This window comes from Psychrobacillus sp. FJAT-21963, assembly GCF_001420585.1.
Lineage (GTDB): Bacteria > Bacillota > Bacilli > Bacillales_A > Planococcaceae > Psychrobacillus.
In genome coordinates this window covers 767,261-780,794 of record NZ_LJIY01000001.1, presented here as the reverse complement: position 1 = coordinate 780,794, position 13,534 = coordinate 767,261, and the positions used below count along the sequence as shown (strand labels likewise).

Sequence of the window (13,534 nt, the reverse complement as noted above, 5' to 3'; positions counted from 1 at the left end):
AGAAAGGAGGGAAAGCGGTATGGCAGGATGGATTAGTTTGCACAGAAAACTTATGGACAACCCTATCTATTCAAATGCCTTCATGCTGAAACTCTGGATTCATTGCCTGATGAAAGCTTCGCATAAAGAACACAAACATTTAGTTGGTAATCAAATGGTGAAATTAGAACCAGGACAATTTGTTACAGGTCGACATGCACTTGCAGATGAGTTTAATAAGGGTGCAAGGAGAGATGAAGTCGTGTCATCGATAACGCTGTGGCGATGGCTGAAGAATTTTGAAGAATGGCATATGTTGAACATCAAAACCACCACCAAATACAGCGTGGTTACAATATCTAACTGGACTGAACATCAACAATATGAACAACAAGTGAACAACAAAAATGAGCTATTTGAACGACAAAATGAAGGGTTTGTAAAAAAATCTTCAAAAGTTGAACAACAAAATACCTCAATAAGTCCTTATTTATCAACGGATACAGAGTTTTCGGTTAGCGAAAGTGAACAACAGATGAACAACAAACGAACAACAGATGAACAACAAGTGAACACAAACAATAATGTTAATAATGCTAATAAAGAAAATAAAGATGATGATAAGGCATTTAAAAAAATGAATCCATTTCTATTTTATGAACAAGAGGGATTTGGCACATTAAGCTCTTTTGTTGGAGATCAACTAGGTGAATTGATAGATGATTTTGGCGAAGAAAAAGTAATCCAAGCTATGAAAGAAACTAGATTGAATGGATCTAACAGCTTGAATTACACCAAAAAGATTTTAACCAATCCCAAACGAGAGCGAGGTGTAACTAATGCAACCAATAAGCCAAGTTCTGCAGGACATGATGAAAGCCAATCCAAAATTAGCGAAGCGAATGAAAGACGTAAACGAATCGCTGGAATCAAATCCGATTGAGGTATTAACTAAACCTTCTGAAAAGTGCCCTTATCACAAATGTGACGGTACAGGGTGGATATGGATTAAAGACTGGTCAAAAAGAAATTCCAAGATCCCAGGAGAAATCGACGAATGGCAAGAACAATGTGATTGCTACGAACAACTGGTAAAACAAAAAGAAATAAACAGCAAACTGGATTTATCAAGCATCCCAACAATTTTTAAAGACGCGACAGTCGCTTCGTTTGACGTGAATAAATACAGTTCAAGAGAAGATAAAGAGTTAGCAACGATTGCTAAAAAGGCCGCAAGTAACTTTGTTACAAACTATGAATCTATGAAAGAGCATGGTAAAGGCTTATACCTTTTTAGCGCAGTAAAAGGTTCTGGTAAAACAAGACTAGTCTCAAGTATTGCTAACGCTTTAATGAAGGTTCATGGAGTGGATTTGGCTTTCTTGAAAGCAAATGACTTACTTATTCAAATCAGAAAAACCTTTGGAGATAATGCAGAAACATCGGAAAGTGAAATTGTAACGATGTTCAGAAATGTTGAAGTACTTGTAATTGATGACATCGCGGTAGAAAAGCCAAGTGATTTTGCGGAAAGAATATTTTTCGATATCACTGATTACCGATTAGAAAATAAAAAGACGACCTTATTTACATCAAACAAAACGATTGAGGGATTGTTAGATATTTATAAAGAAGGCCGTGTGCAAAGTCGTATTCAAAAAATGTGTATTGAAATTTACATGCCTGAGGAATCGATTAGAGATCAAGAAGCAAATGCTGAGAATGAGGCATTAGAAAAAATATTGTTTGGATAGGGGCGATTGATAATGGCTAATTGGATACCAGGGCAAGGATTTTATTTTGTCCAACCAAGTGGACCGATTGATCACGAAGCGAACAGGAAACGCATGGAGCTAATCGAAAAGAAGCTCCAAGAAGCTAAAAAAAGACTGGAGGTTAAACCATGAAAGGAGAAATATACCAAGAAGATTTAGATTTTCTTGAAGAAGCAAAACAAGCATTTAATAACAATTCTAGATTAGAAACATACAGAAACAAAGGCAATACTTACATTGCTTTGCGGTATGGCATGGATCGAGATTGCATTCTGATATACAAATTAGGAGACGAAGTTATGTTCGCACATAACATCATGAACAAAGCTCCAGAGTTGGAGGTTAAGTCATGATTGGTAAATCTATCAAACTATCTAGAGAATCCGAGAGACAGGGTCTCATCCAACAATTAAACTGCTATGGCATCCATGAAGGAAGCAAAGGAGAGCAATTAAGCTCGTTGGATTACTTCACACTGTTGAGCATCCTGGCTGTTAAGAAGGCGGTGGAGTCATGAGTAAGATTAAGTTTCGATTTTTTAGAACCAAAGTTAAAGAGATGGTTTATGGTTTTGAAGGTTGTTCAGTAACTTACGTTTTAGGACTTTGGGATACCGAAAAACACGTTTCAGAACTTATGCAATACACAGGCCTAAAAGACAAAAACTATATTGACATCTTCAAGGGTGACATCGCTAAACGCGAATTTGATATTTGGAAAACAGAATACGCTTACGATGGTTCTCCTTTAGGTGATGAGTGTATAGAAGAAGGTTATTTCATCGGGGTAGTTAGTCAGACTCCTAGTGGATTATATGTTTTAAATAAGTGCCGTAAATATGATGCGGAAGGAAATTTTGTAAAGAAATGCAGTGGCATAAAATTATTCGCTCATAGATGTGAAGTTATCGGAAACATATACGAGCATCCTCACTTACTGGAGGTAGCCCAATGAGATGGAGTGGCGAAGCATACAAAAACACATCATCCAAGCCTCTAGAAGTTATTCAGGAAGATGCACGAATCATTAATGTAGTTACATCTAATGACATCACATTAAAAGAACAACATGAAATAGCATTTGTAGTTTCAAAGGTTCGTAGTTTTGAAGATTACAAGCACGTGAGTAGGCATGATGCAAGGTCGAAAGGTCCGAAGTTAAAGCTTACTCCATATAGTGAAAATCTTCTTGAATCATGTTTTAGGGGGTGGAATTGATGTTACCTGCTGAACGGAAAAAACTAGAGGAACAGCGTAAGAATTTAAAAGGGTATCGAGTACGTTTGATGATTCTAAAAGACGTTGTTCCTAACATTAATGAGCTATGGAGCAACAATGATAAAATAATCCGCTTTTTCGAAAGTGGTGAAGCTGAAAAGTACGAAGCAAAATACAAGGGGTTAAACCTTAAACCTGGTAAGGCAGATGACAAAGAGAAACAGCCTTTAAAAGTAGATACGGATCTAACAGCTGATAAATATCGCGAATTAAAAACTAAAGGGGTAAGCGATAAATTGATTCGAGAGCAATACAAATTGAATACCAATCAGTTAGTCGCTTGGAAGAATGCAAATGGTGTTACTGATTTAGTTCTTTCTGGCGGTACTCCAAAACACAAGAAACAAAAAGAAATGGAGGCTAACTTGGTGAAGCTGACGGTTGAAGTATATAAGGAATTGAGTGGGAAAGGACTTTCCGATAAGCAAATCGCAGAACGCTTAAATATTAAGGTTGGTTCAGTTTATCAATTTAAGAGTTTAAACCATTTGACTAAACAGGCTAAGCCGAGTACTCCAGTTGTTGAAATAGCTCAAAAAGAAAATGTTGATTCACATACTGCATTTTCCGAAGAAACAAAAGTGGCAGCAGTAGAAAAAGATGATAGCGTCGAAAAACTTTATGAAGCTAACTTGTACATTAAGGCTCTTGAAGTTGAAGTAGAGGGATTAAAAGATCATAACAACAAAATGTCAATGCAATTAGAACTTGCACAAAAGGCAGAAAGACAAGCTATCGATAAACTGATTGCTTTCCAGGCAGATTACCGAAATTTAGAAGTAGATCAACGCAACCAATCAAGCGAACTCACTCGAGTTAAAGCAATGCTCTATAAATTGAAACGCACGGAACAAATTAATGTTTGGTTGATGGAGCAACATGTCGGTTTTGTAGCACAGCTGGATGAACTGGTTGAACGTCAAGCTATCGGAAATTAGGATGTGATCTACATTGTTAATTACTACACTTTTCAAATCTATCGACCGCCATAGTTTAGTAGTTTGTGGACATTTAACCAAACAAGAGATTGCCAGTTTAAAGGCGGAAGGTTGGAGAAAAGAACAGCCAAACGTCAATAAAAACGGCATTCCATTACAAAAACCAAAAATCGGAGGGAATATACATGAAACCAATCATTGATTTAAACACATTCGCAAGTGGTGCTCTAGCTGAAAAGGTAAATATCGAGCTGCAGAAAGCACTTGATAATATCGCAGATCCAAATACGGACCACAAAAAAGCTAGAAAGGTTACTGTAAGCATTACGTTAAAAGCAAATGAAAAGCGTAACCTTGCAAATGTGATTGTAGATACAAAATCTACATTAGTACCTGCAGTTGGTGTTGAAACTGAATTAATCATTGATTATACACCAGATGGAAAAATCACTGGTGCTGAACTAAAAAGCGGTATTCCAGGACAAGCATTCATAAGTGACAATGGGGAAATCCTGGACGACAAAGGAAAGCCACTTCCTGCAGAAGAACCAGTAAATCAAAAAGTAGTCCAGTTCAAATAAGATCTATTACTCTATCAACCAAAAACTAAAAACCGAAAAGAGGAAAATTACATGTTAAAAGAATTCGTTCAATATTTATTAGATTTAAAACGTCCAGAAACAATTGAAGCTTCAGGGAAAATTTATTCTACAAACCAACTGTACCGTTTGGATAAAGAGCAACCTGTTGGTGAAATTAATGTTCGAAGTCTATCGGGTCTAGTTGATTACGTAAAGTCAAACTTCGACCATGAACGCTCGCTAATGATTCACGTTAAATCTCCAACGGAAGTGAATGTTTTTGATTCTCTGAATGATGTAAATGATCGTCGCACATATATCAAAGCGGGGGCATTACTTCCATCCATTACATTTGAACAGTTTATCGACCGTGAAAAATTCCAAATCATGCTGCAGGCTTGCTTTGTTCAAAACGAGCACAAATTAACGGTCCTAAAAGTAATCAGTTCAATTGTTGAAGATAGTGCTGTTACAACCATCGATGATGGATTGAGCCAACGTGTTACTGCGAAAACAGGGGTTGCGACAGTAGAAAATATAAACATCCCAAATCCAGTAACACTCAAACCATTCCGCACATTTGCAGAAGTATCACAACCAGAATCAGAGTTCGTTTTACGACTTAAAGAAGGCGGTAGAGTTGGATTATTTGAAGCTGATGGTGGTGCTTGGGAGCTTAATGCAATGGCAAACATTGCGGAGTATTTAAGTAATGAACTATCGGAAGAAATTGAAGCAAAAAAAGTTTATATCATCGACTAAAGGTGAGGGGCTTCATGCCCCTTTCACTATATAAGGAGTGGCAAAATGAGAAAACTTTACAATCAATCCCACGCTAACAGAGGTGCAGGACTTGAAAAATTAATAGATATGACAAATACGCAGTATCGAAATAAGGGTTTTGCGGATATACGCAAAATACCAACACCAGTAAAGATCATTAGCAATGTGAAAGGAAAAATCTCAGGTCATGTTACTAAAGGTGAGCTAGTCGATTATTTTGGGGTGAAAGATGGACGAGCAATCGTATTCGATGCGAAAGAAACTAATATCACCACAAGTTTTCCTTTGAAAAATGTACACGAGCACCAGTTCAACATATTAAAATCATGGCATCAAAAAGGGGCAAAAGCGTTTCTACTAGTTTCTTTTACGAAAAGGCAGTACGAGACATACCTTCTACCTTTTGAAATGCTAGAGCAAGCTTGGAAAAACTATATCGGGGATGGTCGTAAATCCATCCCTTATGAGGACTTTGTGATGCAATGCGATCTAGTCAAGAGTGATAAAGGGTATGTGCTGCATTTCTTAAAATCAGTGTGATTTAAGAGGATTAGAAGAGTTATCAACATTGTGGATAAAATGTGGAAATATTTAAAAAATTGTTTGTAAGACGTACTAGACACAAAATGTGTAGGAAGGAGATCCATATGAAAGTAAGTAAAATGGAAGTTTTTAAAGAAGTAATAAGAATAACCCTAAATTATGAAAGTGATGGCGTAGCACATATTGGAGCGTTGGCAAGGAGGTTAAACACAACGCCTTATTATGTAAGGAAACGCATAAAAACATTGATTGAGGATGGTTATCTTGTTAAAGGAATAAGCAAAGGCGGATTTTGCGAGTTATCTTATAAGCCATATCCTCCATTAAAGGGGTATTGTTTAACGGCAAAAGCACATGCATTAGAATTATATTCAACATTAGAAAAGGAAGAAGAAGAGGCATTTGCAAAAGCGTTCGGATGGTAAACAGTTCGACCAAACAGTGAAAGGAGGCCAAAACATGAAACATATAGTTTTCTATTCAGGTGGGATTGGTAGCTGGATGACTGCAAAAAGAGTAGTTGAACAACATGGGAAAGAAAACGTCATTCTCCTCTTCACCGATACTCTCATAGAAGATGAAGATTTATATAGATTCATAGATGAAACAGTCGAAGAAATAGGGGCAGAATATGTCCGTATCGAGGACGGAAGAACCCCTTGGGAAGTATTCAAAGATGTTAGGTGGTTAGGTAATAGCCGACTCGCTCAATGTTCACATCATTTAAAGCAAAAGACTGCTGATAAGTGGATAAAGGACAAATTCAAGCCAGGTGAATGTGTCTTATATCTTGGTATTGATTGGACAGAAGAGCATCGAAAAATTAAGCCAGTAGAGAATTGGGCACCATACAAAGTTGAATTCCCGATGTGTGAAGAACCATTAATTAATAAAGATGAAATGCTTAAAGAACTTAACAAATTGGGTATTGCAACGCCTAGGCTGTACGACCTTGGATTCTCTCATAACAATTGTGCAGGAATGTGTGTAAAAGGTGGACAAGGGCATTTCTTAAATCTACTTCGACACTTTCCAGAGAGATTTGAGTGGATGGAGAACTACGAAAAAGAAATGCAGGAGTATTTAGGGCAAGAGGTAACTATTTTAAAAAGAACTCGTGACAATATTCCAGAAAACCTATCGTTACAACAACTTAGAGAAGAATATGAAACAGGTTCTAAACAGCTTGATTTTTACGATATGGGTGGCTGTGGTTGTTTCATAAGTTGATGATCAGTTCGAGCATAGTACGTCTAAAAAACAAAAAAGACTAGAACCAATATCAGACTTTCCCGACTGATTTGGATCTAGTTTGTAAAGTATGAACAGAAAAAAGGTGTTTTAAACGAGTAATTGATTCCAACTAAAGGCAGAACAATGAGGACAATGCCCACCTAACAGTTGTTTTATAGCTTATTCCAAAATAGAAAGGTATGTAAGGCAAACGCCTAAAGTGAGTGACACGTTTCGAACATAATGCGAAATAAAAAGATGTTGCTTATGTATGTTTAAAAATTTAATTATAATATGACAGCTCCCAATCAACACAAGTATTGATTGGTTATAAATCAACTTATAAAAAACGTGGTAAAAATTCGATTTAATAATAGTTTACTTTTGACGTCAGTTCAACCAATCAACGACTGGTCGAAACCTTTTTGCTAAATACTTATTGATTATTACTGCAACAGTTTTCTAGTTATTATTTCGATAACTAGAAAAATTAGTTTTACAACAATAACCTTCCGCATTTATGCCCACCTCCTCATAAGGATTGTGCATTACATCATTGTATGAAATAAAAATCATTTTAGTTAAAAGGGGTGGCAAAAAGTTGATAATTTCTGACTATACAAATAAACAAGAAAAACATTTTTTAAAACTTCTTTATCAAAGTCCTGTGGAAATTATCAAGGAAAAGAAGGGCGTTGCAACGCTAATTAGATTCAATAATCAGCAATATGTAGTACAGCATCCAAGTCATATGAGAAGTAATCAGAATCTGAAAAAGAAAGCGAAGTGAAAGAATGATTAACCGAGTTGTACTAGTCGGAAGGTTAACAAAGGATCCAGAGCTCCGATACACTCCAAGTGGTGTAGCAATGGCTAGATTTACATTAGCAGTCAATCGTACTTTTTCTAACCAACAAGGGGAAAGAGAAGCCGACTTTATAAACATCTTAGTTTGGAGAAAACAAGCCGAGAATGCTGCAAATTATTTGAGTAAAGGTAGCTTAGCGGGAGTAGAAGGTCGAATCCAAACTGGTAGTTACGAAGGGCAAGATGGCAAGCGTGTATATACGACTGATGTTGTTGCAGATAGTGTTCAGTTCTTAGAACCAAGGAATGGACAAGCTTCACAAAACAACAGCAATACGTATGAATCTCAACAGAATTATACGAGGGTTGATGAAGATCCATTCGCTAACAGGGAAGGACCATTTGAAGTGTCGGATGATGAACTACCTTTCTAAATAACAAGGGGTGAAAAATGTGAAATTGATTAAAGCTCTATGGTATGGGTTATTTGCCGACTATCACATTAGAAAAGGAAATTCTTTTAATGCTAATCAATCGGTAGTTCGACAGTATCATTTTGAAATGGCTCTTCACTACTATCACAAAGCTTACGGGAAAGAATTTCAAAAGGGGTGAAGTGAATGGAAATCATAAAGAATTACGTTGATCTGTGTAGAAAGATTGATATCATCGAAACGCAATTATTACAGGTGGATATTGATTTGGACTATTGGTTTGGAAGAGGCAAGCTTCCATTCACTGGTACTGGTGCAGATGACTTTGGAGTTATTGCATCGGTAGGCAATATTCAGGTTTACCATGACAAGAAGCACAGGCTTCAGAAGATGCTTGAATTCTATCAAGATATAAAAAAAGAGACAGAAGAACAAATTAATAAGCTTGAAGGGTTGAATTATCAAATTGCTCGAATGAAGTATATGGAGAATAAATCGTATAAACAAATCGCTGAAGAGTTAGGTAAGTCTTATGGGTATATAAGGAATGTGGCTTCTCAGTTTGGAAGTATCTGTACAAAGCAAAGTGGATCATTAGATCTTGATTAAACCTGTATTACTGGAAGGTATCCATGGGGTGTGGATGCCTTTTTTGTCGATTTTTGTCGGGAAGATGTTCAAGCTACCATTTACCTTGAGGTTTATAATGTATTTGGGAGGGATTTATAAATGATAAATGAAAGTATATTACCAGAAGATATGACATTATTTCTTTTGAAGTTTATTAAAGAAGAATATGTAGAAGATTTTCGAAAAGGGAAAATCTATATGAATACACTAGAGTATTTTATGGAACTAGAAAAATCCACTGGAATCCAAGGAATGGGAGATAGGTATGAAGCAAGCGCAGTGATGAATGATTTAGATTTTAAGTTATATGAATACGGGACAAATGTCCTTGTTGCGACTGGTAAGGCTGGAGGGATAAATTTTCATTCAAATGAAAGAGTGAAGACTCCAGTATTTTGTGCCTATGCTGTTGACAAAGATGTACTGAAAATCACGAATGAAAAAGATGATTCGTTTCAAGTAATACCTGAAATAAATGCAAAAGAATTAGAAAAACTTATAGAAGATTTTGGTGATAACATGCTTATCATTAATGTTGTAGAATTTTTAAAAAGAATAGATGCGAAATGTGAAGAATTAGGAATCACTGTAAAATACGGTAAAGTAATTTATAATGATTATAGTATTAACTCTAGTGAGAGATTAAGATTTTATGAAGATCTTGACAGTGCTTCTATATGTTTTATAAAGGATGACAAGCTGGCGGCTCAGAACGAGTTTAGAATTATTCTCGAAAACATCAATAGTGATAAACCTTATGTTTTAGAGATTGGAGATATCTCAGATATAACTACGCCATTCAAAATTACTGATTTTTTTAGTGGAAGATTTGTTATTGAAGTTAAAAAACAGAAATAACCTCGTTTATCCTATAATGTTCACGGGAGTGATTATGTGTTAGAAAGACAGTTACACCTAAGAAATAAAATAGAACAACTGGACTTTAATCAAGTAATTCATGACTTTAAGGAACCTGATCCACTAGGAGATAGGATAGGTGGATTTTGGACTTCCACTTACAGTGAGACATTTGGATGTGAATATCTACATAGCGGTAAAATATTTAAGCCTTATGCACATGTTTATAATGGCTATGTGTTTCAAGTGAATCCTACAGTTAATGTATTTTGTGTAAGCTCTCAAGAGGATGAATATATTTTGAAGGAAAAATACAATTATGATTTTAATCAACTTGCAAAGAGGTTTGATTGTATTCACGTTACAAGTGATTACGTAAGATATATTAGGAAGAATAGAATAGAGTCGAACTTTTTATTTTGGACATGCGATTGTACATGGTGGTTCAATATTGAAGGATTGCAATTAATTGAGGTACTAGATGGGGAGTCAATTAAGAAATTTGCTGAAGTAAATTTTATAAAGTAATCAAAGGGTTCTTTAAGGTATATGACAACAACATGACAATCAAGTTGCAAAATAAGAAAACATAATTATAATTGAAACAAAGAGACACCGTGCACGCGTAGTGGTGGTGTAGTAATTTACTAACTTAATATATTTATATAAGGCGCTCACGATTTGTGGGGGTCTTTTTTATTTTATTGCAGGGATATCCGTTAACTTGTTGAACTATATAGTTTAAAGGAGAGATGGATATGGATAAAAAATTTAAGGGTGTTGATTTATCACATTTACCAAATATAAATATACCTGATTTTACACCAGATGTAAGAGTATTAAATGAACATTATTTAAAAGTTGATAGAGAGATGCAAGAGGAAAGGTACGCAAGGTATATGGAAGAAGAAAGGTACAAACAAGAAACATTGAATACTCTAAAGAATATCGAAAAAAATACAGGTGATATAAGCAGTTTGGTATCACTTTTACATGAAAACTCAGGAAAACAAAATGAAATCTTAGAAATCATGACAAATATTATGTCTATTGGTACTTCTACTACCACCGATGAGGCAGAAAGTATGTACAGAACGGTTATGAATAAAATAAATACTAATATTCAAGATGTAGAAACAATGGACAAGTTAACGGATTATTGTAAGTTGTTTTATCACACAGCAAAAGCATATATACAGAATAAAATAGAAAATGGCGGTTGAATTTAAGCATCTCTCTAGGAGGTGCATTTTTTATGTATTTAAATGCAAATAGCATAAATGGGGGTGATTACAACCATGAAAATTTATAAAGGAGTGGTGGTGATGTGAGATGCCACGAGCACGAGATCCAAATAGGGATAAGGCATTTGAGATATGGAAAGAGCATAAAAGCGACATAACTAACCGTAAGATTGCTGAGATGTTAGATGTCCCAGAAAAGACCATCAGTGGTTGGAAATCTAAAGATAAATGGAATCAAAAATTGAACGGAGTACTCCAAACAAATAAACGGAGTACTCCAATTAATAAAGTAAAGAAAGAGCTTGTTGTTGAGTCGGATGAACTGACTGAAAAACAACGGCTTTTTTGTATTTATTTCATTAAGTACTTCAATGCAACAAAGGCATATCAGAAAGCTTATGAGTGTAACTATGTAACAGCTAAGACAAACGGCAATAGATTGCTGACAAATGCTAACATTAATAGCGAAATTGACAGGATGAAAGCTGAACAAACAACCGAACTTAAGCTTGATATCAGAGACGTTTTGCAAAAATACATTGATATCGCCTTTGCAGATGTTACCGATTACTTAAAGTTCGGTAGAGAAGAAGAAATCGTTTATAACGAAAACGGTGATCCCAAGTTAGATGCAAATAGCAATATTAAAACTCAGGCATATAACTACGTCCACCTAAATGATTCAAGCGAGATAGATGGAACAATAGTAACTGAAGTCAAACAAGGTAGAGATGGCATAACAGTAAAGCTCGCTGATAAAATGAAGGCCTTAGAGATGCTAGCAAAGTTTACTGATTTGCTTTCAGAAAATGATAAGAAGAAGCTGCAAGAAGAAAAACTTAAAGTGGATATCGCTAAAGCGAATGTAGAAATCGATAAATTGCAAAATGGTACCAAGGATGATGGACCAATTGAAATAGTGATCAGTAGTAAAAAATCCAAATAAATTTTATGCATTGAATCCTGGGAAATAATTTTGGTACATGCCACAAAAGCCTATCAAATCAACGATGTATAAAACTATGCATAATCAATAAAAATCAGTAGTACTAAAACCCTTATAGTACACTAGGTGTAAATAACGTGCACTTCATAAAATTGGTATTATGTTAACTCAATTTGAATAGCGTATGCACCAAATGTATGAAAGGATGAGCGCAATTGGTTGCCATACAGAAAGAAGTCAATCCTCACTTTGAGGATTTTTTATTTGATTGGAACCAAAAGTTTCAATTTTTAGTTGGTGGCTATGGATCTAGTAAAAGCTATCATGTGGCACTAAAAATAATCCTTAAGCTACTGACTGAAAAGCGAACAGCTTTAGTTGTCCGTGAGGTATACGATACGCATAGGGATTCCACTTTCTCTTTATTTGAGGAGATTGTTAATGATTTAAAACTAGACGATAAAATCAGATGCGTTAGTTCACCCATGCAGATTCGCTTTCCAAACGGTTCGAAAATCATCTTCAAAGGGATGGATAAACCAGCTAAGTTGAAATCGGTTAACAACATATCACTTGTTTGGCTGGAGGAATGTTCGGAGATTAAATATGCAGGGTTTAAAGAGCTACTTGGACGTTTGAGACATCCAACTTTAAAACTCCATATGATTTTATCGACCAATCCAGTCGGGGAGGATAACTGGACTTATTTGCATTTTTTTAAGGATGATGTGAAAAAGATTTATATCCTGGATGACCAAGATCTATACAAGCAAAGAACAATCGTAGTCGGAGATACTTATTATCACCACTCCACTGCTGATGATAATCTATTCCTCCCGCAAAGCTATATTGAACAATTGGAGGATATGGAATCATATGATCCTGATTTACACCGTATAGCAAGGCATGGCCGTTTTGGAATAAACGGAAAACGTGTGCTGCCACAGTTCGAAGAGTGGCAACATGAGAAAGTCATGCAGGCGATCAATGATGTTTATCGACCAATCGAGCGAGTTGGAATGGACTTTGGTTTTGAGGATTCCTTTAATGCTGTTATTCGTATGGCAATAGATCATAAAGAAAAAATCCTGTATATCTACTGGCAATATTATAAAAATCAAATGACGGATGATAAAACTGCAGAAGAATTGAAAGAGTTCAAAGAAACCAGAGAATTAATCATTGCAGATTCAGCAGAGCCCAAAGCAATTCGATACTTAAAACAATCAGGCTTTCGCATCAAAGGTGCTGAGAAGTTTCCAGGTTCACGTCTTGCTAATACGAAAAAAGTAAAACGGTTTAAAAAAGTTATTTGTTCTTCTAACTGTCCAGATGTAGTTAGAGAGTTGAAAAACTTAACATACAAATTAGATAAAAATGGGAACATTATCCCCGACGAATTTAAGATTGACCCTCATACATTTAGCGCCATTTGGTACGGACTGGATGGTTACGAGGTATCAGACTTAAAAGGCGGTGCAGTTTCTATATTGAAATGAGGTGAAT

General features: G+C 35.7%; 21 protein-coding genes. All 21 read left to right on the top strand.

All coding sequences use genetic code 11. The features are described 5' to 3' along the window. Positions 1-19: 19 nt before the first annotated feature. The 21 genes from AN959_RS03725 (at position 20) to AN959_RS03630 (ending at position 13,527) form a co-directional block, all read left to right on the top strand. Positions 20-922, top strand: a complete 903-nt coding sequence (locus AN959_RS03725; protein WP_056828393.1) for a DnaD domain protein — start codon at positions 20-22, stop codon at positions 920-922. Then, a complete protein-coding gene (locus AN959_RS03720) occupies positions 819-1,733 on the top strand; it encodes an ATP-binding protein (RefSeq protein WP_082460741.1) in 915 nt (304 codons plus the stop codon). Before AN959_RS03725 ends, AN959_RS03720 begins: the two co-directional genes overlap by 104 nt. Before the next feature lie 12 nt (positions 1,734-1,745). Then, the gene (locus AN959_RS20935; protein ID WP_156350719.1) at positions 1,746-1,886 is read left to right on the top strand and encodes a hypothetical protein; all 141 of its coding nucleotides are present in this window, start codon (positions 1,746-1,748) and stop codon (positions 1,884-1,886) included. After that, positions 1,883-2,107 (top strand): hypothetical protein, encoded by a 225-nt coding sequence (locus AN959_RS03715; protein ID WP_056828389.1) that lies wholly within the window; start codon positions 1,883-1,885, stop codon positions 2,105-2,107. The genes AN959_RS20935 and AN959_RS03715 overlap by 4 nt, the downstream gene beginning before the upstream one ends. Positions 2,108-2,267: 160 nt before the next feature. Further along, complete coding sequence (locus tag AN959_RS03710) at positions 2,268-2,708, top strand: YopX family protein (RefSeq protein ID WP_056828386.1); 441 nt, start codon at positions 2,268-2,270, stop codon at positions 2,706-2,708. After that, positions 2,705-2,971: a hypothetical protein gene (locus AN959_RS03705; RefSeq protein WP_056828384.1), complete on the top strand. Its 267-nt coding sequence runs from the start codon at positions 2,705-2,707 to the stop codon at positions 2,969-2,971. The genes AN959_RS03710 and AN959_RS03705 overlap by 4 nt, the downstream gene beginning before the upstream one ends. Then, complete coding sequence (locus AN959_RS03700; protein WP_056828382.1) at positions 2,971-3,969, top strand: hypothetical protein; 999 nt, start codon at positions 2,971-2,973, stop codon at positions 3,967-3,969. Before AN959_RS03705 ends, AN959_RS03700 begins: the two co-directional genes overlap by 1 nt. Positions 3,970-3,982: 13 nt before the next feature. Continuing rightward, complete coding sequence (locus AN959_RS03695) at positions 3,983-4,171, top strand: hypothetical protein (protein WP_056828380.1); 189 nt, start codon at positions 3,983-3,985, stop codon at positions 4,169-4,171. Then, positions 4,155-4,550 carry a hypothetical protein gene (locus AN959_RS03690; protein WP_056828378.1) on the top strand — a complete coding sequence of 132 codons (396 nt, stop codon included), beginning with the start codon at positions 4,155-4,157 and terminating at the stop codon, positions 4,548-4,550. The genes AN959_RS03695 and AN959_RS03690 overlap by 17 nt, the downstream gene beginning before the upstream one ends. Positions 4,551-4,601: 51 nt before the next feature. Further along, positions 4,602-5,312 carry a hypothetical protein gene (locus tag AN959_RS03685; protein ID WP_056828376.1) on the top strand — a complete coding sequence of 237 codons (711 nt, stop codon included), beginning with the start codon at positions 4,602-4,604 and terminating at the stop codon, positions 5,310-5,312. A 45-nt stretch (positions 5,313-5,357) separates the two neighbouring features. Further along, positions 5,358-5,873 carry a Holliday junction resolvase RecU gene (locus AN959_RS03680; RefSeq protein ID WP_056828373.1) on the top strand — a complete coding sequence of 172 codons (516 nt, stop codon included), beginning with the start codon at positions 5,358-5,360 and terminating at the stop codon, positions 5,871-5,873. Positions 5,874-5,980: 107 nt separating this feature from the next. Continuing rightward, on the top strand, positions 5,981-6,301 hold the full coding sequence (locus tag AN959_RS03675) for a MarR family transcriptional regulator (protein ID WP_056828371.1): 321 nt from the start codon (positions 5,981-5,983) through the stop codon (positions 6,299-6,301). Positions 6,302-6,335: 34 nt separating this feature from the next. Next, positions 6,336-7,106 (top strand): hypothetical protein, encoded by a 771-nt coding sequence (locus AN959_RS03670; RefSeq protein ID WP_056828369.1) that lies wholly within the window; start codon positions 6,336-6,338, stop codon positions 7,104-7,106. Positions 7,107-7,903: 797 nt separating this feature from the next. Further along, entirely contained in the window at positions 7,904-8,350 is a 447-nt protein-coding gene (gene ssb / locus AN959_RS03660) for a single-stranded DNA-binding protein (protein ID WP_056828365.1), read from the top strand. Between the two features lie 19 nt (positions 8,351-8,369). After that, positions 8,370-8,531: a hypothetical protein gene (locus tag AN959_RS20930; RefSeq protein ID WP_156350718.1), complete on the top strand. Its 162-nt coding sequence runs from the start codon at positions 8,370-8,372 to the stop codon at positions 8,529-8,531. Positions 8,532-8,536: 5 nt separating this feature from the next. After that, entirely contained in the window at positions 8,537-8,959 is a 423-nt protein-coding gene (locus AN959_RS03655) for a hypothetical protein (protein WP_056828363.1), read from the top strand. Positions 8,960-9,079: 120 nt separating this feature from the next. Continuing rightward, complete coding sequence (locus AN959_RS03650; protein WP_056828361.1) at positions 9,080-9,838, top strand: hypothetical protein; 759 nt, start codon at positions 9,080-9,082, stop codon at positions 9,836-9,838. Positions 9,839-9,874: 36 nt separating this feature from the next. Next, positions 9,875-10,366, top strand: a complete 492-nt coding sequence (locus AN959_RS03645; RefSeq protein WP_056828359.1) for a hypothetical protein — start codon at positions 9,875-9,877, stop codon at positions 10,364-10,366. Between the two features lie 230 nt (positions 10,367-10,596). Beyond that, the gene (locus AN959_RS03640; protein ID WP_056828357.1) at positions 10,597-11,061 is read left to right on the top strand and encodes a hypothetical protein; all 465 of its coding nucleotides are present in this window, start codon (positions 10,597-10,599) and stop codon (positions 11,059-11,061) included. 109 nt (positions 11,062-11,170) lie between these two features. Beyond that, positions 11,171-12,028 (top strand): terminase small subunit, encoded by an 858-nt coding sequence (locus AN959_RS03635; RefSeq protein ID WP_056828355.1) that lies wholly within the window; start codon positions 11,171-11,173, stop codon positions 12,026-12,028. A 224-nt stretch (positions 12,029-12,252) separates the two neighbouring features. Beyond that, positions 12,253-13,527 carry a PBSX family phage terminase large subunit gene (locus AN959_RS03630; protein ID WP_082460820.1) on the top strand — a complete coding sequence of 425 codons (1,275 nt, stop codon included), beginning with the start codon at positions 12,253-12,255 and terminating at the stop codon, positions 13,525-13,527. The last annotated feature ends 7 nt before the right edge of the window (positions 13,528-13,534 follow it).

Bases quoted from the DNA above. Each gene is read 5' to 3' on its own strand.
- AN959_RS03685 (WP_056828376.1), top strand. From the start codon at position 4,602: ATGTTAAAAGAATTCGTTCAATATTTATTAGATTTAAAACGTCCAGAA.
- AN959_RS03720 (WP_082460741.1), top strand. From the start codon at position 819: ATGCAACCAATAAGCCAAGTTCTGCAGGACATGATGAAAGCCAATCCA.
- AN959_RS03715 (WP_056828389.1), top strand. From the start codon at position 1,883: ATGAAAGGAGAAATATACCAAGAAGATTTAGATTTTCTTGAAGAAGCA.
- AN959_RS03640 (WP_056828357.1), top strand. From the start codon at position 10,597: ATGGATAAAAAATTTAAGGGTGTTGATTTATCACATTTACCAAATATA.
- AN959_RS03725 (WP_056828393.1), top strand. From the start codon at position 20: ATGGCAGGATGGATTAGTTTGCACAGAAAACTTATGGACAACCCTATC.
- AN959_RS03710 (WP_056828386.1), top strand. From the start codon at position 2,268: ATGAGTAAGATTAAGTTTCGATTTTTTAGAACCAAAGTTAAAGAGATG.
- AN959_RS03670 (WP_056828369.1), top strand. From the start codon at position 6,336: ATGAAACATATAGTTTTCTATTCAGGTGGGATTGGTAGCTGGATGACT.
- AN959_RS03655 (WP_056828363.1), top strand. From the start codon at position 8,537: ATGGAAATCATAAAGAATTACGTTGATCTGTGTAGAAAGATTGATATC.
- AN959_RS03675 (WP_056828371.1), top strand. From the start codon at position 5,981: ATGAAAGTAAGTAAAATGGAAGTTTTTAAAGAAGTAATAAGAATAACC.
- AN959_RS03635 (WP_056828355.1), top strand. From the start codon at position 11,171: ATGCCACGAGCACGAGATCCAAATAGGGATAAGGCATTTGAGATATGG.
- AN959_RS20935 (WP_156350719.1), top strand. From the start codon at position 1,746: ATGGCTAATTGGATACCAGGGCAAGGATTTTATTTTGTCCAACCAAGT.
- AN959_RS03690 (WP_056828378.1), top strand. From the start codon at position 4,155: ATGAAACCAATCATTGATTTAAACACATTCGCAAGTGGTGCTCTAGCT.
- ssb (WP_056828365.1), top strand. From the start codon at position 7,904: ATGATTAACCGAGTTGTACTAGTCGGAAGGTTAACAAAGGATCCAGAG.
- AN959_RS03705 (WP_056828384.1), top strand. From the start codon at position 2,705: ATGAGATGGAGTGGCGAAGCATACAAAAACACATCATCCAAGCCTCTA.
- AN959_RS03650 (WP_056828361.1), top strand. From the start codon at position 9,080: ATGATAAATGAAAGTATATTACCAGAAGATATGACATTATTTCTTTTG.
- AN959_RS03680 (WP_056828373.1), top strand. From the start codon at position 5,358: ATGAGAAAACTTTACAATCAATCCCACGCTAACAGAGGTGCAGGACTT.
- AN959_RS03700 (WP_056828382.1), top strand. From the start codon at position 2,971: ATGTTACCTGCTGAACGGAAAAAACTAGAGGAACAGCGTAAGAATTTA.